At 51.5% G+C, this 21583-nt stretch carries 19 protein-coding genes; 8 read left to right on the forward strand and 11 right to left on the reverse strand.

Annotated elements, in window-relative coordinates; all coding sequences use genetic code 11:
• Nucleotides 1-5: 5 nt before the first annotated feature.
• The 4 genes from G604_RS0103455 to G604_RS0103470 are packed head-to-tail and all read right to left on the reverse strand — an operon-like array spanning nt 6 to nt 3645.
• A complete protein-coding gene (locus G604_RS0103455; protein ID WP_028909341.1) occupies nt 6-491 on the reverse strand; it encodes a CYTH domain-containing protein in 486 nt (161 codons plus the stop codon).
• 1 nt (nt 492) lies between these two features.
• Nucleotides 493-645 (reverse strand): hypothetical protein, encoded by a 153-nt coding sequence (locus G604_RS15375; protein WP_028909342.1) that lies wholly within the window; start codon nt 643-645, stop codon nt 493-495.
• A 44-nt stretch (nt 646-689) separates the two neighbouring features.
• Nucleotides 690-1820 carry a peptide chain release factor 2 gene (gene prfB, locus G604_RS0103465; RefSeq protein ID WP_028909343.1) on the reverse strand — a complete coding sequence of 377 codons (1131 nt, stop codon included), beginning with the start codon at nt 1818-1820 and terminating at the stop codon, nt 690-692.
• 7 nt (nt 1821-1827) lie between these two features.
• Nucleotides 1828-3645 (reverse strand): AMP-dependent synthetase/ligase, encoded by a 1818-nt coding sequence (locus G604_RS0103470; protein ID WP_028909344.1) that lies wholly within the window; start codon nt 3643-3645, stop codon nt 1828-1830.
• A gap of 82 nt (nt 3646-3727) precedes the next feature.
• On the opposite strand from G604_RS0103470, the gene G604_RS0103475 reads away from it, so the two are divergent.
• Nucleotides 3728-4846, forward strand: a complete 1119-nt coding sequence (locus G604_RS0103475) for a M20/M25/M40 family metallo-hydrolase (protein ID WP_028909345.1) — start codon at nt 3728-3730, stop codon at nt 4844-4846.
• Between the two features lie 103 nt (nt 4847-4949).
• On the opposite strand, the gene G604_RS0103480 is transcribed toward G604_RS0103475, so the two are convergent.
• Genes G604_RS0103480 through dut form a run of 4 tightly spaced genes read right to left on the reverse strand, consistent with a single transcriptional unit; the run spans nt 4950 to nt 9818 of the window.
• Complete coding sequence (locus G604_RS0103480) at nt 4950-6746, reverse strand: murein hydrolase activator EnvC family protein (RefSeq protein ID WP_028909346.1); 1797 nt, start codon at nt 6744-6746, stop codon at nt 4950-4952.
• Nucleotides 6746-7654, reverse strand: a complete 909-nt coding sequence (locus tag G604_RS0103485; RefSeq protein WP_081657632.1) for a DUF4292 domain-containing protein — start codon at nt 7652-7654, stop codon at nt 6746-6748. Before G604_RS0103485 ends, G604_RS0103480 begins: the two co-directional genes overlap by 1 nt.
• Entirely contained in the window at nt 7588-9384 is a 1797-nt protein-coding gene (locus tag G604_RS13390; protein ID WP_196801082.1) for a tetratricopeptide repeat protein, read from the reverse strand. The genes G604_RS0103485 and G604_RS13390 overlap by 67 nt, the downstream gene beginning before the upstream one ends.
• On the reverse strand, nt 9381-9818 hold the full coding sequence (gene dut / locus G604_RS0103495; protein ID WP_028909348.1) for a dUTP diphosphatase: 438 nt from the start codon (nt 9816-9818) through the stop codon (nt 9381-9383). The genes G604_RS13390 and dut overlap by 4 nt, the downstream gene beginning before the upstream one ends.
• 80 nt (nt 9819-9898) lie before the next feature.
• Between dut and dgt the strand changes: the two genes are divergently transcribed.
• On the forward strand, nt 9899-11236 hold the full coding sequence (gene dgt, locus G604_RS0103500; RefSeq protein WP_028909349.1) for a dGTP triphosphohydrolase: 1338 nt from the start codon (nt 9899-9901) through the stop codon (nt 11234-11236).
• A gap of 124 nt (nt 11237-11360) precedes the next feature.
• On the opposite strand, the gene G604_RS0103505 is transcribed toward dgt, so the two are convergent.
• Genes G604_RS0103505 through G604_RS0103515 form a run of 3 tightly spaced genes read right to left on the reverse strand, consistent with a single transcriptional unit; the run spans nt 11361 to nt 13621 of the window.
• Entirely contained in the window at nt 11361-11792 is a 432-nt protein-coding gene (locus tag G604_RS0103505) for a hypothetical protein (RefSeq protein ID WP_028909350.1), read from the reverse strand.
• Nucleotides 11789-12790 (reverse strand): GNAT family N-acetyltransferase, encoded by a 1002-nt coding sequence (locus G604_RS0103510; protein ID WP_028909351.1) that lies wholly within the window; start codon nt 12788-12790, stop codon nt 11789-11791. Before G604_RS0103510 ends, G604_RS0103505 begins: the two co-directional genes overlap by 4 nt.
• Nucleotides 12791-12793: 3 nt before the next feature.
• Nucleotides 12794-13621, reverse strand: a complete 828-nt coding sequence (locus tag G604_RS0103515; RefSeq protein WP_028909352.1) for a glycerol acyltransferase — start codon at nt 13619-13621, stop codon at nt 12794-12796.
• A gap of 205 nt (nt 13622-13826) precedes the next feature.
• Here G604_RS0103515 and rsmH point away from each other — a divergent pair, with 205 nt between their 5' ends.
• From rsmH to murD, 6 genes are read left to right on the forward strand one after another with little or no spacing between them, the layout of a single operon-like run.
• The gene (rsmH, locus tag G604_RS0103520; RefSeq protein ID WP_028909353.1) at nt 13827-14780 is read left to right on the forward strand and encodes a 16S rRNA (cytosine(1402)-N(4))-methyltransferase RsmH; all 954 of its coding nucleotides are present in this window, start codon (nt 13827-13829) and stop codon (nt 14778-14780) included.
• Nucleotides 14767-15312: an FtsL-like putative cell division protein gene (locus G604_RS13395; protein WP_028909354.1), complete on the forward strand. Its 546-nt coding sequence runs from the start codon at nt 14767-14769 to the stop codon at nt 15310-15312. Before rsmH ends, G604_RS13395 begins: the two co-directional genes overlap by 14 nt.
• Entirely contained in the window at nt 15309-17474 is a 2166-nt protein-coding gene (locus G604_RS0103530; protein ID WP_028909355.1) for a penicillin-binding protein, read from the forward strand. Before G604_RS13395 ends, G604_RS0103530 begins: the two co-directional genes overlap by 4 nt.
• 15 nt (nt 17475-17489) lie before the next feature.
• Entirely contained in the window at nt 17490-18950 is a 1461-nt protein-coding gene (locus tag G604_RS0103535) for a UDP-N-acetylmuramoyl-L-alanyl-D-glutamate--2,6-diaminopimelate ligase (RefSeq protein ID WP_028909356.1), read from the forward strand.
• Between the two features lie 24 nt (nt 18951-18974).
• On the forward strand, nt 18975-20246 hold the full coding sequence (locus G604_RS0103540; RefSeq protein WP_028909357.1) for a phospho-N-acetylmuramoyl-pentapeptide-transferase: 1272 nt from the start codon (nt 18975-18977) through the stop codon (nt 20244-20246).
• 4 nt (nt 20247-20250) lie between these two features.
• Complete coding sequence (murD, locus tag G604_RS0103545; protein WP_028909358.1) at nt 20251-21582, forward strand: UDP-N-acetylmuramoyl-L-alanine--D-glutamate ligase; 1332 nt, start codon at nt 20251-20253, stop codon at nt 21580-21582.
• The last annotated feature ends 1 nt before the right edge of the window (nt 21583 follow it).

Below are 21583 nucleotides of genomic sequence, written 5' to 3' on the forward strand. Positions count from 1 at the left end.
TATTTTTAATTGTGCCAATTTTTATACGGATATAATAGCAAATGGCTATTATAATATCGTCGATCCCCCGTCACCTCCTCACCGATAAAGTCCGGCTTCTCGTAAGGCTCATCCTCGGAGGCCAGTTCCACTTCCGCCATGACGAGGCCGGCATTGTCGCCGAAGAACTCATCAACCTCCCACGTATGGCGTCCGTCAGGACTCGGCACCAGCCAGCGGCGCTTATCGATGACACCGCCCTGACAGAGTTTCAGCAGATGGCGGGCCTCATCGAGGGTGATCTCTTTTTCAAACTCATAACGGCTGAGCCCAGCGGCATCAGAGTGACTCTTGATCGTCAGATAAGCTCTGTCGTCACGCACGCGGATACGTACCGTGACGCCCTCAGCAGGGATATAACCTTGTTGGATATGACTGCTCGAAGAGGCGGCACGCTTATAGGCGTCACCACCCCTGACGAGGAATTTCCGTTCTATCTCGAGTCCGCTCATATCAATCGAAGATTCCGAAGGAGACAATCATAAAGATGATGGCCAGGATAATCAACGCACCAAAGATGATATACACCACCTTCTTACCTTTTTCTTCCTCTTTCTTTTCATAGGCCGCATGTTTGGCCCGTCTTAGATCTTTGTTACTGCTCATAGTTCTGATTAGTTATTAGTTCTTATTATTTTAGGCACTATAGGCTATTCCTTTGCCTCCGCATCAGCAGCAGCGAACTCCATGAGGTAGGCCTTGATGAAACCATCAATCTTACCGTCCATGACACCATCGACATCGGAAGTCTGATAGCCTGTGCGGTGATCTTTCACGCGACGGTCATCGAAGACATAAGAGCGGATCTGACTACCCCACTCGATCTTCTTCTTTCCGGCCTCAATCTTCGCCTGTTCGGCCATACGCTTCTTCATCGCACGGTCATAGAGCTGGCTCTTCAAGAGGAGCATGGCCTTGGCGCGGTTCTTCGGCTGATCGCGTGTCTCCGTATTCTCAATCAGGATCTCCTCCTTCTCACCGGTATCTGGATCTTCATACTGATAGCGCAGGCGGACACCCGACTCCACCTTATTGACATTCTGACCACCGGCACCACTGGAACGGAACGTATCCCAACTGACCTTGGCGGGATCGACATACACCTCAATGGTATCATCGACAAGGGGGGAGACGAAAACGGAGGCGAAACTCGTCATACGCTTACCCTGGGCATTATACGGGCTGACACGGACAAGACGGTGAACACCATTCTCACTCTTCAAGAAGCCATAGGCATACTCGCCACCTTCAATGGTCATCTCAACACTCTTGATACCAGCCTCGTCACCTTCCTGGAGATTCGTGATCTTCACCTTATAGCCATGGGCATCACACCAACGCATATACATACGCATAAGCATCTGCGCCCAGTCCTGACTCTCCGTACCGCCGGCACCGGAGTTGATCTTCATGACGGCATCCATGGGGTCTTCCTCCTGACGCAGCATATTCTTCAACTCCAGGTCCTCGATATCCTTCAAGGCCTTGACATAGTCGGCATCGACCTCTTCCTCGGTGACGATCTCCTCTTTATAATAATCAAAGGCAAGGGCAAGCTCATCAGCTTCCTGTTTGACAAGATCATAGCCTTTCAGCCATTTTTCAATACCCTTAACTTTCTTCATCTGAGCCTCAGCACGCTTAGGGTCATCCCAGAAATCGGGCGCCTGCGTGTGCAGCTGCTCTTCTTCAAACTCTATCTCCTTCTGGTCGATATTCAGATATCTATGCAAGGCAGCGACGCGGTCCTGGACATCCTTCAATTGATCACTTGTTATCATATCTGTGTTATTTTTTTACTTTCTCGTACATGGCGTCGATGACGGCCTTGTAGTTCTTGTTAATGATACCGCGACGGAGCTTCAACGTGTTCGTCAACTCTCCCGATTCCATCGAGAAATGGTGTGGCAGAAGTGTAAAATGCTTGATCTGCTCATAAGGAGCCAGTGTCTGCTGCAGGGTCTGCACACGTTCGAAGATCATCTTGTTGACTTCCTCATTCTGACAGAGGTCAACACGGTTCTCGAACTTGATATCATGGTCCTTCGCCCATTGCTCGACAACCCGGAACTCAGGGACGATGAGGGCGGAAACAAACTTCCGCTGGTCTGCGATGACGGCGATCTGATCGATGAACTTGTCAACAAGCATCATCGCCTCCACTTTCTGCGGTGCGATATACTTACCATTAGAGGTCTTGAAGAGGTCCTTGATACGCTCTTTCAGATAGAGCTCTCCATCCTTCATATATCCGGCATCACCGGTATGGAAGAAGCCATCCGCATCAAAGGCCTGAGCATTGATCTCATCACGGTGGTAGTAACCCTTCGTAATCGTGGGACCCTTCAACAGAATCTCGTCATTCTCGCCAATCTTGATCTCAATGCCTTGGATCGGTCTGCCGACACTGCCAATGGTATACGGCTCACCTTTATGGTCGCAAGAGACCGTGGCGAGACTCTCCGTCAGACCGTAGCCGACGATCATACCGATACCGATGGAATGGACAAATTCTTCCACTTCAGGAGAGACATAGGCACCGGCCGTCGGGAAGAGATTCGGATGTTCGAGGCCGAGTTGCTTACGGACGAGACTCAGCAGTGTCTTGTTGACGAGCTGATATTCCATCTCCAGTGTCAGCGGCACCCGTTTACCATGCGACTTATAATCAATATTGCGTTTTTTTCCGACAGCAAGGGCATGATACATGATCTTCCGCTGCATCGGAGCAGCGGCATCCATCTTGGCCTTCACGGCAACGAATACCTTCTCCCAGAAACGCGGCACGGCACTCATACTCGTAGGATGCGTCTCACGCATACTCTCCTGGATCTCCTTCGGATAAGTATTGATGATCAGTTGAGCACCTTCCGTAAGCGCCAGATAGGCCCAGCCCCGCTCAAAGATATGGGTGAATGGCAGAAAGTCGATGACACGGTCATTCTCCGTCAGCGGCACACAGACATCATTAGCCTTGAGAGCAGCATGATACTGGGAATAACTCAGCATAACGCCCTTACTGTCTCCTGTCGTACCACTCGTGTAAAGGATATTACAGAGATCATCCTCGCGGGCATCCTTCCACAACTGCTCCACCTCGCTCTGGCGTGGGAAGCCCTCACCGAGTTTCAGAAAGTCCTCGAAATAGAGAGCGTTGGGGTCATGGGTGGAGATACGCACACTACGGTCGAAGATGATGATACGCTCAAGGCTGTGACAGAGGGCGAAGATACGGTGGGCCTTGTCATACTGCTCCTGTTCGCCTACGAAAAGGAAGCGTACCTGGGCATCATTGACCATATATTGAATCTGCTGTTCACTACTCGTGGCATAAAACGGGATCGAGCAGGCACGAACGCCATAGGCACCGAAGTCGGTATAGAGATACTGCACGCAGTTCTGTGAGAACACGGCGATATTCTCCTGCGGCTTCACGCCGAGGTTCAGCAGAGCATTACTGACCTGCTTGACACGCATGGAAAACTGTTTCCAAGATACTGTTCTCCATTTCGTACTACCGAAGAGACGGAACGTCAGTGCCGGCTTGTTCCCATATTTCTTGGCTTGCTCATGAATGAGAACCGAGAGATGACATCTGGTTTGCATAAGCTTACGGATAGAATTTTATGCAAAGATAAGGGAAAAAGTGAAAAATACAAAATTTTTTTTCGTATATTTGTGCCCGAATATGGAAACAAGCGAATATTTTTCTGATGCGGTAGCACTCCTCCAGCATCTCATCCACATTTCTTCCGTCAGCAAGGAGGAAAAAGAGGCAGCGGACTTCATGGAAGCCACGATCCGCAGTTACGGCTTCAGGCCCCATCGTGTCGGCAATAATATCTGGACCAGCACAGCCGATGCCATCAATCATCCTTTTTGGTCTGCCAATAAGCCCACCGTCCTTCTCAATGCCCATATCGATACGGTGAAGGCCGTGAGCAGTTGGACGCGTGATCCGCTGTCACCGTCAATAGAAGGCGATCAGCTCTTCGGTCTCGGTTCCAACGACTGCGGCGGTGGCCTCGTGACCCTTCTGCAAACCCTCCGTCGTTTCCATGCCGCCGGTTCCGAGGCCTGTCCTTACAATCTCGTCTATCTCGCTTCCTGCGAGGAGGAGATAGGCGGTAAGAATGGTATCGTCATCGCTTTACCGGAGATAGAAGAGGAGGTTGCCCAACTGTCGGGGACAGAAAAGGAGAAAGCCATCGATGTCGCCATCGTCGGAGAGCCCACGGGACTCCGTACGGCAGTGGCGGAGAAAGGACTGATGGTTCTTGACCTCATCGCCCATGGCAAGAGCGGACATGCCGCCCGCAACGAGGGAGTCAATGCCATCTACGAGATGCTTGACGACCTTGTATGGATCCGCAACTATCATTTCAAGAAAGAGAGTGATTTCTTAGGTCCTACGAAGATGACCGCCACCGTCATCCATGCCGGTACCCAACATAATGTCATCCCTGACCTTTGTACGGCGCTCATTGATGTCCGCACCAATGAGTTATATACCAACGAGGAAGTCTTCGACATCATCAACGAACACACGAAGAGTGAGCTTCATGCCCATAGCTTCCGCCTCCATTCAAGTCATATCCGTCTTGACCATCCGCTCATCCGCCGCTGCGGCCAACTGGGGCTGACATTCTTCGGCAGTCCCACCCTCAGCGACCAGGCCCTCATGCCTTTTCCAAGTTTCAAACTCGGTCCCGGCGAGAGCAGTCGCAGTCACAGTGCCGACGAGTTCATCCGCCTTTCGGAAATACGAAAGGCGCTGGAGATCTATTGGAACCTCCTCTCTATGTAGTCCAACCAGTATCATTCATAGATCCTATTGTAGGTGGCCGTCATGTTGCGGCCACGCAAGGAAATTGGGGAATACATAGGGGCATGATTCATCATGCCCTACATTATCTTCCCAGCCATGCCTCCGGATTCAGTTTCGCCGTTTCTCGGCGAAGCTGGAATTGGAGGATGTTGTCTGCGCCTACTGTACCGAGGGCCTGCCGTGTACCGACATGCTGTCCACGGTGTACGGCAACATTTCGAAGGTTTGCATAAACAGAGATGTAAGCGCCATGGCGAACCATGACAACCCATGAACCAGCATAGCCGAAGACAGCACTCACCTCGCCGTCATAGATGCTTCGGGCTTGGGCGCCATTACTACCCAAGATATTGATACCCTTATTGTCGAGGGTGACCCCCTTCAGACCAGCCACCGTGTGTTGTCCGAAATGACTGACGATACGATAGCCGCCGGTGATTGGCATTGGCAAACGCCCCTTGTTGGCGGCAAAGCCATTGCTCATCATACGGTCAGCCGTAGAGAGGGAGGAAGCCTCATTTACACTTTCCTGCGTCTTAGCGATATCTTTTGCAGCACGAGCACGGTCAGCAGCAGCCTTCCGCTCGGCAGCCTCACGGGCTGCCTCCGCCTCACGGGCTGCCTGATCGGCACGAGCCTGGCGTTCGGCGGCAGCTTTAGCGGCAGCTTCTGCGGCGGCACGTCGCTGAGCCTCAGCACGGGCAGTAGCGGCGGCAACAGCTTTCTGTCGGGCCTCCTCAGCAGCTTTCCGGGCTGCTTCGGCAGCAGCTTTCATCTGTGCCTCACGGGCTTTGGCAGCGGCGATACGTTCTGCGGCGGCCTTACGGGCAGCCTCTGCGGCAGCCTTCTTCCGGGCCAACTCGGCAGCACGGGCGCGGGCGGCAGCCTGAGCGGCGGCACGACGGCGGGCAGCCTCAGCGGCAGCACGGGCGCGGGCCTTCGCCACCTCCTGAGCCACGAGTTTATCGATCTCGGAGTTCAGCACGGCATCTTTCTTCCGCTGTTCAGCGATGATAGCCTGGATAGTCTTCTGCTGACTCTGCAGGCCTTCAACGACCTTCTGTTGTTCAGCATGTTTGTTCTGCAACTGGGTCTGGGCAACCCTACCTTTATAAAGAAGATTGTTTTTATGTCCCTTGACTTGTTCGAGTTGGGCATACTTGTCGTTAACCTCGAGTTGTTTGGCCTGTACGAGTTCTCCCTGTGCTTTCTGATAATCAGAATATTCACGAATGAAACGGATACGCCGGAACATTTCTGCGAAATTCTTCGCACTGAAGATGAACATCAGCTTATCCTGCACGCTATGGTGACGCGTGAGGTAATGCATGGAGTTGATGTATTTCTGTTTCCGCTCCTGAAGTTGCTGCTCGAGCGTTCTCAACTGACCTTTCAAGATACCGATGTTTCCCTCGATATGATGGATATCCTTTTGGATACCCTCAATATTCTTCTGTCCGGCATCGATCTCACTGTTGATGACGAGGAGGTTGTTTAACCGATTCTTCACGTCTTCCTGGTTCGCCCGCAGGGCAGCCTCCTGTTCGCGGATCTTCTTCTGGATAGCGGCGCGCTGTCCCTGAAGGCCACGGATATTGGCATTGGTATAAGCAGGCTGCTTACGGTTGTTACGTGTACGACGGGAAGGGCGCTGGGGCTGGGCAGCCTTACCACGGGAATTACGGGACTGAGCTTTCTGCGCCTGTGCCGGCTGTCGTTTCGTACGAGCCGTCTGCGTCTTCTGTGTACGTGACGATTTCTGTTTAACAGTCTGTTCCGTCCGGTTCTGTCGCTTCTGACTGCTCTTCTGAGCTGAGAGAGGCATCACACAGAGGAGGACGGTGATGAGAGAAAGGGAATATTTCGAGAATGGGTTCATTACAACATGGTTATTTTACTCAATATATCTTTCGGATCCACTTTTGTATAACGGTCGGAGATCGTGCTCCGGGTTTCCCAGTCACTGTCGGTAGTGACACGGTGCATATTAATACCCATCAAGACAGCCTTGACATGCTTCGTGGCATCCGTCTTCAAGTTCAGAACGATATTGGCGGGAAACTGCTTCACGCCAACAGCGGTGAAACCGGCATAATCGACGGTCAGGGAAGACCGGCCCTGCTTGTCATTATATGTGACATCAGCCTTCTTGATCTGTCCGCTGGCGGGATCACAGGTCCAAAGATAGCTCATATTTCCATCATTCAAGCTTACCTGTCCCTTACTGGCGTCAGCCGTGAATTTCTCCAGATCACTCTCCTTGACCGTCTTATTACCGGGCAGGAGAAGCTGGTTCCAGAACAGAGCCTGAAGGGAATAGAACGTGATGCCATGCTGCTGGAGGAAATCGACCTGACGGTAGTCGGCCTTGACATACTGCTTATGCATACGGTCGATGATCAACACGTAGGTCGGTGTGAACTCCAGGCGGCCGATCTCCGATCCGAGGAGCGGGATAAAGAGCTGGATGCGGATGACACTATCCCGGCGCATGCGCAACTGTCCGGGAACGGTGATATCCTTGTCACCGGCCTGGATGCGGAAGTCCATCTTCCCACTGATATTCTTCGTATAGACACGGGTGTCATAGACTTTCTGTACATACTGCAGGCTACCGAGATCGTTCTTCGACACGGTCTTGGTAGAGGCAGCACGCTCAAGATGCTTCGTCGCTCCGCAAGAGGAGAAGGAGAAGAGGAGGGAGAGAAGGCAACAGAGGATCAGTGCCGTCTGCGACGGAGCTGTCCCTGTGGCTTTCTGATACTTTTTACTGTTGCTCTGACACATAATTTCTTATAATCTGTTGGTGAGATATATTTTCTGTTTTTGATCTTATAATCTATTGTGGAGGAGACGACACCACTGTCTTTGGCCAGTTGCCAGTATTTCAACGCGGTAGAGTCGATATGATTCATCGCGTAGATATCACCGATATGCTCAAAGATGGTAGCGTTGTTTTCGGTGGAATCGATATTTTCCCGTGCCAAATCGATATAGCGCTTGGCCTCCGGATAACGGTGCTGCATAAAGAGGATCCAGGCATAGGTATCGAGGAAGGTCGCATTATTCGGCTCTGCCTTAATGGACTTATAGCTCATCTGCTCAGCACGCTTGAGGTCACTGCTATCCTCACTGAGGTAGTAGGCATAATTATTGAGGGCGGCGGTATTATCATCCTTCCACTGCAAGCAACTGTCGTAAGCGGCATAAGCCTCCTTACGCAGGCCTTTCTTTACGAGGATATCTCCCATGATGGCATAGAAGTCGGAGACAATATCGGGATTACTCTGGTCGTTGATCTGCGTAACGCCCTGCCGGAAAGCTTCCAGAGCGGAGTCCTCCTCATTCTTCTGATAATAGGCCAGTCCTGAGAAATAATAAAAGGCCATTTCATCGGGATTATATTCCTTTGCCGGCTTACACATCTCAATAACTTCATCGTATTTCTTCTCACGCCAGAGAGACTGCAGGAGGCTGACACGTGTGGCAGCATCATCAGGCCACAGGTCGAGGATCTGACGGTAGACAGCATTGACAGAATCCTCAGGCATCTTCTTGATGGACATATAAGCCGCTTTCATCGCATAGACCGTCTGATCAGCCTGGGGAACAGATAGAACATCATCGAAGAATTTCAATACCTTCGTAGAATCGCCACCGGCCTGTTCATTCCGCTGTACATATGAGCGGACGAGGAGACTCTTCGTCGTCGACGGCGTATCCTTACTCTTCATGAGTTGCATGAGGAGGGCATCGGCCTTATCCTCTTCATGGACAGCCTGGTAATAGTCGTACATCGATGACAGGGCCGACGTATTATTGGGGTAATCCTTCAGCACGCCTGCGAAATAATGGTATGCCTCTTTCGTACGGCCATGCTGTACGAGCCAATTGCCGAGCATGAGCTGGTAGCTATAGTCATTGGGGTGTTGCTTGGCTAAAGAGGCCAGAGCCCGATAGGCCGCCTTCTTGTCACCCATCATCTCGTAGACCTGCATCTTCATGAGCGTGAGGCGCTCGCTGAGTCCTTCCTCCGTCTCCATACGGTCGATGACATTGATCATCTTCTTGAAGTCCTTCTTCTGCTGATAGAGCTGAAGGAGAACGTGGAGGGCGTCGGTATTATCGTGACTATGCTGCCACAAAGCCTCAAAAGCGTCGATGGAACGGTCGAGGTCATTATTCTTTACATACCATTCGGCAAGTTGTTCGAGATAGTATGCATTGTTCGGATCAAGGGCAATAGCGTGCTTCAGATCTTTCAGTGCCAGGGAATCTCTCTGCAAGGCCGCATCGAAGGTGGCGAGGGCGAAATAGGTCTCCGGCGCCTGCGGGTTGATGCGCTGGGCATAGCGCAGGAGGTCATAGGCTGCCGTATAATTACCGGCAGCCTGCTGGCGGGCTCCCTCGAGGTAAAAATAATCATAGCGTTGCCGCGTGTTCTTATCCATCGCGACACTGCCGAGGGCGATACCTGCGGAAAGGGTCAGAAGGAGAAATCTTACCGGTGTCTTCATTGTATTCCTGTATGTCCGTAACCACCTTCACCGCGCTCCGTCTCATCAAGAACAGCGACGGGTTCAAAGACGCCCTGCTCATGACGGGCGATAACCATTTGAGCGATACGCTCACCGTCATGGATCGTGAATGGCTCATGGGAGAAATTGACCAGGAGGACTTTCACCTCCCCACGATAGTCAGCATCAATGGTCCCCGGAGTATTCAGCACGGTGATGCCATGCTTCAGAGCCAGGCCGGAGCGTGGCCGTACCTGTGCCTCATAGCCTTCAGGCAGAGCAATATGCAGTCCTGTGGGGATGAGCTGTCGCTCCAAGGGCTGGAGGACTACCGGTGCCTCGAGATTGGCACGAAGATCCATGCCGGCACTCTGCGGTGTGGCATACTCGGGGAGGGGCTGGTGGCCCGCATTGACAACTTTTATCTGAATCATAATGCAAAAATACGACTTTTCAAGCATATAACCATATTTTTCTCGTGATTTTTCGTTATCTTTGCAAAAAACAAGATTTTATGGACTGGAAACGACTCATCTCCAACAAGCGCTTCGGGCAGGAGCACCGCCATGCTCTCCGCCATGACGACCGGTCAGAGTTCAAGCGCGACTATGACCGACTGATCTATTCTGCACCTTTCCGTCGAATGCAGAACAAGACACAGGTATTTCCGCTACCGGGGTCCGTCTTTGTACATAACCGTCTGACACACAGCCTGGAGGTGTCGTCTCTCGGACAGTCGCTGGGCAATGATGTGGCACGGGCATTGAAGCAGCGACATCCAGAGTTGACGAATACCCTTTTCGAAGAGATCGGCACGATTGTCTCCGCAGCCTGTCTGGCCCACGACATGGGCAATCCACCATTCGGCCACAGTGGGGAGAAAGCCATCCAAACCTTTTTCACAGAAGGGAAAGGAATGGTTCTGGAGGGTATGGTCGGTAACCAGTTTTGGAATGACCTCATTCATTTCGAAGGTAACGCTAATGCGTTCCGTATCCTCACCCATCAGTTTCTCGGTCGTCGTCCCGGAGGGTTTGTCATGACCTATTCGATGTTGGCAAGTATCGTGAAATATCCTTTCTCATCCCTTCTTGCCGGCAGTCACGGAAAATTCGGGTTCTTCGTCTCAGAGGAAGAGAGCTATCGGAAAATTGCCGATGAACTCGGTATTATTCGTAAGTCCGCGCCTGGTGAGCCAACCTGTTATGCGCGTCACCCGCTGGTCTATCTCGTCGAGGCTGCCGACGATATCTGTTATGAGATCATGGATATCGAAGACAGTCACAAACTGAAGATTCTCAGTTATGAGGAGACACGGGAGCTGCTACTCGGTTTCTTTGATGAAGAGACCCAACGGCATATCCTCGATAACATCCGGGAACAGGGCGTCACTGATCCCAATGAAGAGGTGGTCTATTTCCGTGCCTGTGTCATCGGCAAACTCGAGGCAGAATGTGTGAAAGCTTTCGTGGATCATGAGGACGAGATTCTGCAGGGAACCTTCCAAGGCAGCCTCATCGAACATATCAGCGAAGGCCCCCGGGAGGCCTACTGTCGCTGTCAGAAAGTGAGTTATGATAAGATCTATGACAGCAAGCCCGTATTGGAGGTGGAGCTGAGCGGTTTCAAAATCATGAATACCCTGATGGAAGTCTTTATCGGCGCCGCTATCAATCCCTCTCATTTCTACAGTCAACAACTCATCCGGCGCGTCAGCAGCCAGTATGATATCCATAGTGATCAGTTGGAGACCCGTGTTCAGGCGGTATTGGATTATATCAGTGGTATGACGGATGTCTATGCCCTCGATATCTATCAGAAAATCAATGGTATCAACCTGGTAAAGGCATAGATCTGTCCCTGCAGGGGCCGTCCCTTGTGGCGGCCCGCCGATCAAGGTCGGATTAATGGGAAATGTGGTACATCCGTCGTTCTGACGGCGGGCCGCCACAAGGGACGGCCCCTGCATTAGGATATTACATTAGCTTATTAAGCTTAACGCGATAATCTTCCCAATAGTCTATTTTCGACTGAACTTTGTCCTTATCGACAAAACGGTTCAGACGGATGTCAGAGAGTTGCTGACGCAGCAAGGCGACATAAGCATCAACAGCAGCAGCCTTGGCCTTGACGGTTTTCTTCTTCGGATAACCGCGCTTAGCCTTCTCAGCATCCCACTGGGCAGAGATGGTATTGATCTCATCACCAGCTTTCTGCAGTTGGATATTGAAACTGTCCACATACGCCTTATCTTCAGGTGTGAGACTCGTAAGTTCATCAAGACTGATGGAATTCTGTGCCGGCTGCTCTGAGGTTGACGTGGAATCGATGGCCTCATAAGACGACTGGGCACTGGCGGCTACCGGCATGACTGCTGCCACGCAAAAGGTGAACAATAATTTTTTCATTTTTCCTTCTCCTTTTCTTTGTAAACGATCGGGTTGGCACTGCTCGTGATATGCAGTGCCTCCGGATGTTCCTTGATAAATGAATTGATATGGCGCACACGCTTCTCCTCCAAGATCTCGTTGACAGCGATGAGGATACCCGTTTCCTCGACATTTCCGAAGCCATAGTTGATGGCTGTACCGAAGAGCTTCATCGTCGGACTGAGGTTCATGTAAGCGTTTACGAGTGGCGGAATATTATAGCCGAGCTTACGGATCTCATGATTGAGGATACGGTAGTCGTCCTTGAAATTATCAGCCGTGAAGATTGTCTTCAGCTTCTCTTCCGGTGTCTCGATCTTCAAGGGATGGATGGGAATGACAAGATTCTCCTTATCGTCGAAATGCTTCTTCAGGAAATAGAGGATCATGTCACGGCCCTCACGGATATATGACGGATACATCGTCATCTTTCCGAAGAAATATTTCAAGTCGGGATAGATCACGGTGAGGGCGCCGAGGCCGTCCCAGAGGTTGTCGAGGGCGAAGATACTCTTCGTATTCTTCCGCACGTTCTGGTATTCGAGAGAGACGAAGCTACGTCCGAGTTCTACCGTATAAGGCATATAGTCCTTGAGGAACTTATCGGAGAAATGGAACATGTGACTGGTGGCCAAATGGGGCTGTCCCTCCGCATTCAACTTCCAGTCGCGGCCGAGAAGATAACGGTAGCCGCCAATAATTTCCTTGGCCTCCGGATTCCATACGATGAGTTGTTTATAGCAGTTATCACCAACATCAAACTCATCAATGTCCATGCTCTTACCCGTACCACCGCCAGCCGTGCGGAAAGCGATCTCACGGAGCCTGCCTATCTCCTTCATGACATTCGGAGAGTCATTGGCAGTGACGATATAGATCTCATTATGACTTTTGTTGGTCATACGCAACTGTTTCTCGGGCGTAAGCTCACGCTCGAGGATGTCTCTGCTGATCGGTTGGATAATCTCTTCTTCCATAACTTATAATTGATAAACTTTTTCTTCTACCCATTGTGCCCACTCCTTCGGTGTCTTACTCTTGTCGAAGGTCTGCCAGGGAATGGGCTTTCCGATGGCTACACGGAAGGACTTATGAACATTCCGGTACATCTCGTCGACGAGAAAGAGCTGGGCGATATTCACCCTCAGATGGAGCGCCTTACAGATATTGGCGATACGGTAGAACCGTTCACTGTTGGAGCCACTGAAATGGATCGGCACGACATCCCGCTTATATTCCACACTCTTCGAGACAAAGGTCTTCGTCCATGGGATATCATGGATCACGCCATTCGTCTTCCGACTGCACAATCCGGCTGGAAACATCAGCATGTGGTTATCGCTCTGGAAACCCGCCTCAACGAGTTCCGGGAAACGGCGACTCTGGTGGCCATGTTTGTTGATACCAATGCTCACGGGCTCAAGTCCCGGCAGCCACAGCAGTTCACTACGCACGAGATAGCGGAAATGACCGTCATAATGGCGGCCGATGAGCGCTCCCAGAGCCACGCCGTCGGCGCCACCGAGAGGATGATTAGAGACAAACGTATAGAGCTTTCCGTCATGAGGATCGGGGAGGTTCTCCCGCCCCTCGATGTCAAGCGTCATGTCGAGGTAGCGCACGCACTCCTCCAGCCATTCCACACCCTTCTGCTCGCGGTGTTCCCAAAGGAAGGCGTTGACCTGATCCTCATGGAGGATCTTCCGCAGCCAGGAGAGGATGCATTGTGGGAAGAAGCGGTATTTCCCGCCCATTTTATCCTTTAAAAGCTTTTCTATATCTATCGTTTTCTCTATTTCTGAACTCATGCCTACTTTTGGTTGCAATATATATTACCTTGCAAATTTAATACAACTTTTTGGTTTATCAGCGTAAGAAAGAAAAAAAATCAAAAAAAATATACTTTTTTGACATTTTAAAGGGCTGATAAAAAAAATTGCGCCGAAAAAGGAACGTATGTGAAGAAAAATATGTACCTTTGACCCTCGGTTTTAATTATAAAGAGGTACACGCATGATTTATCACATACCTGTTCTGCTCCAGGAGAGCATTGACGGACTGCAGATCCATGACGGCGGCATCTACGTTGATGTCACCTTCGGAGGTGGTGGCCATAGCCGTGAGATTCTACGTCGACTTCCCGCCAACGGTCATCTCTACAGTTTCGATCAAGACGAGGATGCCGCAAGAAACATCCTCTCCACGGAGGCAGACGGCAGTGAGCGTCGTTTTGTCGATGATGAGCGATTCACCTTTGTCAGATCTAATTTCCGGTACCTCCACAATTGGATGCATTACTACGGCGTTGAGCATATCGATGGCCTCCTCGCCGATCTCGGCGTCTCCTCCCATCACCTCGATGACGAGCAGCGCGGGTTTTCCTTCCGGTTCGACGCCCCTCTCGACATGCGCATGAACCAACGGGCTCATGAGACCGCCGCAGACATTGTCAACGGCTATGCCGAGGAGCAGCTGGCCGACATTTTCTTCCTCTACGGTGAGATGAAAAATAGCCGCCGCCTCGCCGCTGCCCTTGTGAAAGCCCGTCAACAAAAGCCTATCGTGACAACACAAGACTTTGTGACCATCATGGAGCCCCTTGTCAAGCGCGGACGGGAAAAGAAAGAGATGGCGCGACTCTTCCAAGCCCTACGCATTGAGGTTAATCATGAAACGGACGCGCTGAAAGAGATGCTCACGGCTGCCACAGCCCTGCTGGCTCCCGGCGGTCGTCTGAGTGTCATAACTTATCATAGTCTTGAGGATCGCATCGTGAAGAATATGATGAAGACGGGCAATGTTGAGGGAAAGGTCATCCAAGACTTCTACGGCCGCATCGATAGCCCTTACAAGCTCGTCAACAACCGTGTCATCACCCCTGAAGAGACCGAGCAGGAACGCAACCCACGCTCCCGGAGTGCCAAACTCAGAATTGCTGAAAAGAAAGAACCCCATGAACGAGAATAAAGAAAATAACGAACATAACATGACAGCAGATCAGGCTGCCACCAAGCAAGAACCCGTCAACGGCAAAGGAGACGCTACCAGTGAGGAGCAGAGCTCCACCGACGATGGCGAGAAGATCTCATCGGCAGAGCGTGACCTCAAGGCGATGGAGAATCTCAAGGAAGTCATTGCCCAGACCGTGTCGGAAGGTGAGCATATCAACCTATCGAAAGTCACCCTCTCGAAAATCCTCGGCGCAGACATCTTCAACACGCAGTTTATGAAGAATCAGATCTATCTGTTTCTTCTCATCGCCGCCTTTGTCATCGTCTATATCTCCAACCGTTATACCGTACAGAAAGATCTCATCGAGATCGACAAACTCCATGAGGAGTTGCAGGATGCCAAATACCGAGCCCTCTCGAGCAGTAGTGACATCACGGAGAAGAGCCGTGAGAGCAATGTACTGGAAGTTTTGAAGAATAATAAGGACAGTGTGCTGAAAATTGCCAGTCAGCCGCCTTACATCATCAATGTACCCGACGAACAATGAAGAAGTTTGATCCGAAGAAAATCATGCCGCGCTATAACCTCATCGCCGTACTGTTGACCCTTGTGGCCCTGGCGGTGGTGGCAAAGGCGCTCTATACGATGACGGCGAAGCGCCAGTACTGGATGACGGTCGCCGATCGTGTCAAGCGGGACTCTGTCAGTGTCCGTCCGAACCGTGGCAATATCCTCAGCTGCGATGGTCAACTCATGGCCTCCAGTCTGCCGGAATATAAATGCTACCTCGACTTCAAGACGATGAAGGACACCCATACTGACTCCCTGTGGCACGTAAAGATAGATTCTATCTGTGAGGGTCTCCATCAGCTCTTCCCCGAGCAGAGTGCCGCTCAGTTCAAAGCTCACTTGGAAGAGGGTATGAAGAAGCAAAGCCGTTACTGGGCTATTTGGAACAAGCGTATCGACTATAACACCTTCTGTCAGCTCCGTAGTCTCCCCGTGTTCCGTCTGCCGAGTCTTCGCAGCGGTTTCACCTATGAGGAGTATGACGCACGCAAGCGCAGCTATGGTTCCCTCGCCGGTCGTACCATCGGTGCCATGTATGGTGCCAAAGACACAGCCCGTTTCGGTCTGGAACTGTCTTACGACTCTATCCTCCGTGGTACGAATGGTATCGTCCACCGCCGGAAGGTCCGTAACAAGTTCCTCGATATCACCGACACGCCGCCTGTCGACGGCGCGGATATCGTTACAACGATCGACGTGAACATCCAGGACCTCGCCGAGCGTGCCGTTATCAATGAGCTGAAAGAGATCAATGGTAATGTCGGGGTCGCCATCGTCATGGATGTCCCCACGGGTGACGTGAAGGCCATCGTGAACATGGAGAAATGCTTTGACGGAGAATACCGGGAGATCCACAACCATGCCGTCAGCGATCTTCTCGAGCCCGGTTCTGTCTTCAAACCCATCAGTCTGATGGTGGCTCTCGACGACGGAGTCGTCGATACCACCTACAGGGTGGAGACCTTCGGCGGTATTTTCAACATGTACGGCCGTGACATGAAGGACTGGAACTGGCGTAAAGGCGGCTACGGCACGCTGACGCTGCCTCAGACGCTGTGGTACAGTAGTAATATCGGCGTGAGTCGTATCATCGACGACCATTATCATAACGATCCCGAAAAATTCGTCCGGGGGCTCTACCGTACGGGTATCGCCGACGACCTCGGACTAGAAGATGTCATCCCGGGCTATACACCACCTGTCATCCGTATGCCTCACAAGAACAAGCATGGGCAATGGACGAACTGGAGCAAGACAGCCCTACCCTGGATGAGTATCGGTTATGAGACACAGGTGCCACCAATCAGTACGCTGACCTTCTACAATGCCGTCGCCAACGGCGGTAGGATGATGCGTCCGCGCTTCGTACAACGGGTAGAGAAGAACGGCCAGACGATCATGGAGTTCCCGCCGGAGGTGATGCGTGAGCATATCTGCGGCAAGAAGGCACTCGGAGAGATCCAGGCTATCTTGGAGCAGGTCGTCAGTGTCGGTCTGGGCAAGAAAGCCGGTTCGAAATCTTTCCATGTATCGGGAAAGACGGGAACGGCACAGATCTCCAAGGGCGCAGGAGGATATAAGGCCGGAGGCACAAACTATCTGTTGAGTTTCGCTGGCTATTTCCCCTCTGAACATCCACGGTATAGCTGTATCGTCTGTATCCAGAAGTCCGGTCTCCCGGCTTCCGGTGGTGGCATGAGTGGTGTCGTCTTCCATAATATCGCCGAGGGCATCATGGCCCAGGACATCAAACTCAGTGTGTCGGAAGCCCGGGACAGCGCCTCTGTCTTCGTTCCGCAAGTCTTCAACGGTAACATCCTTGCCGCCGACTATGTCCTCTCACACATCGGCATCCCCGTCAACAAGAGTTGGACGGGCTCCTATGCCAACGGTAATCCGATCTGGGGTGGTGGCGATATCAAGGGGCGTTCGAAAGTCAACCTTTTCCAGCGCAAACAGTATAGCGACAAATATATGCCTGATGTCACGGGTATGGGTGCCCGGGATGCCGTATTCCTTATTGAGCACCGTGGTGTCCGTTGTACGCTCATCGGCCGTGGCCGCGTCGTCAAGCAGAGCCTTGAGCCCGGTCATTTCATCAAGCGTGGTGACCGTTGTCAATTAACATTGGAAAATTAAAAAACAACTATAGAAATGAAACTGAAAGAATTGCTCAAGAACATCCAACCGGAACAGATTCTCGGTAGTGATGACATTGAAATCACAGGTGTCAATATCGATTCCCGCAAGATCCAGGACGGACATCTGTTCGTAGCGATGAAAGGAACGCAGGTCGACGGCCATAAGTTTATCCCGAAGGCCATCGCCCAGGGTGCCCAAGCCGTCCTCTGTGAGGACATGCCCGAAGAGAAGGCAGACGGTGTCACTTATGTCCAGGTAAAATCCACGGAGGATGCCGTCGGAAAGGTCGCCACACTCTTCTATGGTGATCCCTCCCGTCACCTCATCCTCGTCGGTGTCACAGGAACGAATGGCAAGACGACAATCGCCACCTTATTATATAATATGTTCCGGAAATTCGGTTACAAGTGTGGTCTTCTCTCCACAGTCTGCAACTATATTGATGACAAAGCAGTCCCTGCGGACCATACGACACCGGATCCCATCGAGCTCAACGAACTCCTCGGTGAGATGGTGAAGGCCGGCTGTCAGTATGCCTTCATGGAGTGCTCTTCCCATGCCATCCATCAGAAGCGCATCGGCGGACTGAAGTTTAAGGGAGGTATCTTCACAAACCTCACCCGTGACCACCTCGATTACCATAAGACGTTCGAGAACTACCGCAACGCCAAGAAAGCCTTCTTCGACGGACTGCCGAAGGATGCTTTTGCCATCACAAACGCCGATGACAAGAACGGTATGATCATGGTACAGAACACGAAGGCCACGGTGAAGACCTACTCCATCAAGCAGATGGCTGACTTCCGTGCGAAGATCATCGAGTGCCACTTTGAGGGGATGTACCTCGACATCGACGGTCATGAGGTCGGCGTTCAGTTCATTGGCAAGTTCAATGTCAGCAACCTCCTCGCCGTCTATGGCGCCGCCGTCATGCTCGGCAAGAAGCCCGAGGATATCCTCGTTGTCCTGAGTACCCTCCACAGCGTCAGTGGCCGTCTGGAGCCCCTCCACTCTCCGAAGGGGTATACTGCCGTCGTCGACTATGCGCATACCCCCGATGCCTTGGAGAATGTCCTCAACGCTATTCATGAGGTTCTCAATGGTAAGGGCCATGTCATTACCGTCTGTGGTGCCGGTGGCAATCGTGACAAGGGCAAACGGCCATTGATGGCCCAGGAAGCCGTGAAACAGAGCGACAAAGTCATCATCACGAGTGATAACCCCCGTTTTGAGGAGCCACAGGACATCATCAACGATATGCTCGCCGGCCTCAACACCCAGCAGATGCGTAAGGTCGTCTCTATCGTGGACCGTAAAGAGGCTATCCGCACGGCCTGCATGATGGCCCAAAAGGGTGATGTCATCCTCGTTGCCGGTAAGGGTCATGAGAACTACCAGGATATCAAGGGTGTGAAGCACCACTTCGATGACAAGGAAGTGCTGCGTGCCATTTTCGAAGAGGAAAAGGAATAATCATATATATAAAGGAGAAAGAAAATGTTATACTATCTTTTCCGGTTCCTCGAACAGTTCGGCATCTCCGGATCCCATATCTGGGGCTATATCTCGTTCCGTGCCTTGCTGGCACTGATCCTGTCGCTGACCATCTCTGCATGGTTCGGAGAACATTTCATCAAATATCTCAAGAAGAAACAGATCACAGAGACGCAACGTGACGCAAGTATCGATCCCTTTGGTGTGAAAAAGATCGGTGTGCCGTCGATGGGTGGCGTGATCATCATCGTCGCCATCCTCATCCCTGTCCTCCTGCTCGGTCGTCTACGTAATATCTACCTCATCCTGATGATGGTCACGACGCTGTGGCTTGGCTTCCTTGGCGGTATGGACGACTATATCAAGATCTTCAAGCGAAACAAAGATGGCCTGAAAGGAAAATACAAGATCATCGGACAGGTTGGCATTGGTCTCATCGTCGGAATCACCCTTTGGGCTTCTCCCGACGTAAAGATCAACGAGAACCTCGCCATTGAACAGCAGAACGGCCAGGAGGTGGTCATCAAGCACCGTCCGGAGGCCCGGAAATCCCTGAAGACGACGATTCCGTTTGTCAAGGGCCATAACTTCGACTATTCGTGGTTTACCAAATGGATGGGCCCCTACCGCAGCGCTGCCGCCTGGGTGCTCTTCGTCATCATCACCATCTTCATCGTCACAGCCGTAAGCAATGGTGCGAACCTCAACGACGGTATGGATGGCATGTGTGCCGGCAACTCAGCCATCATCGGTGTAGCCCTGGGCATTCTGGCCTATGTGAGTTCCCATATCAACTTCGCGGCCTATCTGAACATCATGTTCATCCCCGGCTCCCAGGAACTCGTGGTCTTCTTCTGTGCCTTTGTCGGTGCCCTTATCGGTTTCCTATGGTACAACGCCTATCCTGCACAGATTTTCATGGGCGACACGGGTAGCCTCACGATTGGTGGCATCATCGGTGTCGGTGCCATCATTATCCATAAGGAGTTGTTACTGCCGATACTTTGTGGAATCTTCTTTGTAGAGAGCCTCAGTGTCATCATGCAGGTATATTACTATAAACTCGGTAAGCACAGAGGGGTGAAACAACGTATCTTCAAGCGCACGCCGATCCATGATGCCTTCCGCACGCAGGACAGCCAGCTGGATCCCGACTGCAAATATCTCATCAAGGCGCCTCACACCCCCAAGCATGAGAGCAAGATCACCATCCGTTTCTGGATCATCACGATCATCCTTGCCGCGCTGACGATCATCACACTGAAAATTAGATAGAAAAATGAAAAGAATAGTTGTTTTAGGAGCCGGAGAGAGCGGTGCTGGAGCCGCCGTCCTGGCCAAGAAAGAAGGATTCGACGTGTTCGTCTCCGACACGTCCATGATCAAGGACAAATACAAGAAGCTCCTTGACGACCACCATATTGAATGGGAGGAAGGGCATCATACAGAAGAGAAGATCCTCAATGCCGATGAGGTCATCAAGAGTCCGGGCATTCCGAAGGAGGCCCCGATGATTCAGAAACTCATGGCACAAAAGACCCCGATCATCAGTGAGATCGAGTTTGCCGGTCGCTACACCCATTCCAAAATGATCTGCATCACGGGCAGCAACGGTAAGACAACGACGACGTCGCTCATCTACCATATTTTCAAGTCTGCCGGATACGATGTCGGCCTGGCCGGAAATATCGGTCGCTCCCTGGCTCTTCAGGTGGCTGAAGATCCTCATCATTACTATGTCATCGAGCTCAGTTCTTTCCAGCTCGACAACATGTATCAGTTCCGCGCCAACATCGCTATTTTACTGAATATCACGCCCGACCACCTCGACCGATACGACTTCAAGTTCGAGAACTATGCCGACGCGAAGATGCGTATCACGCAGAACCAGACGCCCGACGACTGCTTCATCTACTGGAATGACGACCCCGTCATCAAGAAGGAGATGGAGAAATTCGACATCCATGCCGTCCGTTGTCCCTTCTCTGAGTTAAAAGAGAAAGGCAGTATTGCCTATATAGAAGATGGCAAGTATAAGCTCGAATACCCCACCCCGTTCAATATGGAGCAGGAGGAACTCTCGCTCTCAGGCAAACATAACCTTTACAACAGCCTTGCTGCCGGTCTGGCCAGCAATATTGCTGGTATCAAAAAAGATGTCATCCGCAAGAGTCTCAGCGACTTCCCCGGCGTTGAGCACCGTCTGGAGAAAGTCTGTAAAGTTGGCGGCGTGATGTACATCAACGACTCCAAGGCAACGAATGTCGATGCCTGTTGGTATGCCCTCGAGAGTATGAAAACCCCAACGATCCTCATCCTCGGAGGAAAGGATAAGGGTAATGACTACAGTCATATCATGGACCTCGTGAAACAGAAATGTGTCGGTCTCGTATACCTCGGTGCTGACAATAAAAAGCTCCATGACAACTTCGACCAGCTCGGGCTCCCCGTCCGTGACACCCATAATATGGTCGACTGCGTGAAGGCCTGCTATGAAATGGCCAAGCCCGGTGATACAGTCCTGCTGAGTCCGTGCTGTGCCAGTTTCGACCTCTTTAAGAATATGGAAGACCGCGGAGACCAATTCAAGGCTGCCGTGAGAAAGCTATAAG

This window comes from Prevotella sp. AGR2160, from assembly GCF_000424185.1.
Taxonomy (GTDB): domain Bacteria; phylum Bacteroidota; class Bacteroidia; order Bacteroidales; family Bacteroidaceae; genus Prevotella.